This is a genomic window from Haloferula sp. A504 (assembly GCF_044385805.1).
Taxonomy (GTDB): domain Bacteria; phylum Verrucomicrobiota; class Verrucomicrobiia; order Verrucomicrobiales; family Akkermansiaceae; genus Haloferula.
The window spans coordinates 1-609 of sequence record NZ_JBISBU010000195.1 but is presented as its reverse complement, the minus strand read 5'-3'; the positions used below and the strand labels follow the sequence as shown (position 1 = coordinate 609).

Genomic DNA, 609 nt, shown 5'->3' with positions numbered 1-609 from the left:
CCTTCCCCGAAGTTAAACTATCACTCCCCACGAGTTATGGAAAAAACATCAATTTGCCCCTTGCCAAACAAGCAGCCATAGCAACGTCGAAGTCCACACACCTGCTGCCGGGAGCGCGGCTTCGACTCAGGTTGAGGGTGGTAGTGATGGTGAAAAATCCGACTCGGAGCGGGCAGCGGGTTGTGGTGCGACGCCTTGTTCGGCTTGATTTTGTTTCGGTTCGGCTGGCCGCCTTGCCTTCCTCCGGTTCGCGATTGCTGAGACTATCACAGCGAGAACAGTAGGCGTGACGATAACTAGACCAATGATGAATCCATCACTCATCCAATCAGCTTGAGCGGCTCCGGCTCCAATCCCAATAACGAACACGATGGGAATGGTCAGGAGGAGACCCATGGCGCAGAGCACTGCCCAAGGTATCGCTGGCAGCCACCAAAAGGACGACTCCATCGAAGCCAGGATCGCGAGCGCGATGCCGAGGGTCACTCGAAGGATCTGGTAGTGCAAAGGGGTCATTTTCTGCCGAGACCCTATGGCTGCGACTGGAGCCAGCCACGCGCCTTCGGGGTGGTTTGAGGGTTGAAAGGGAGGTGCCGTGTCTGGTTCAAG

At 56.5% G+C, this 609-nt stretch carries 1 protein-coding gene; it reads right to left on the bottom strand.

All coding sequences use genetic code 11. The features are described 5' to 3' along the window. Positions 1-126: 126 nt before the first annotated feature. Positions 127-609 (bottom strand): hypothetical protein (locus ACG2LG_RS24150; RefSeq protein ID WP_396263463.1); only part of this gene is annotated, 483 nt, incomplete at its 5' end.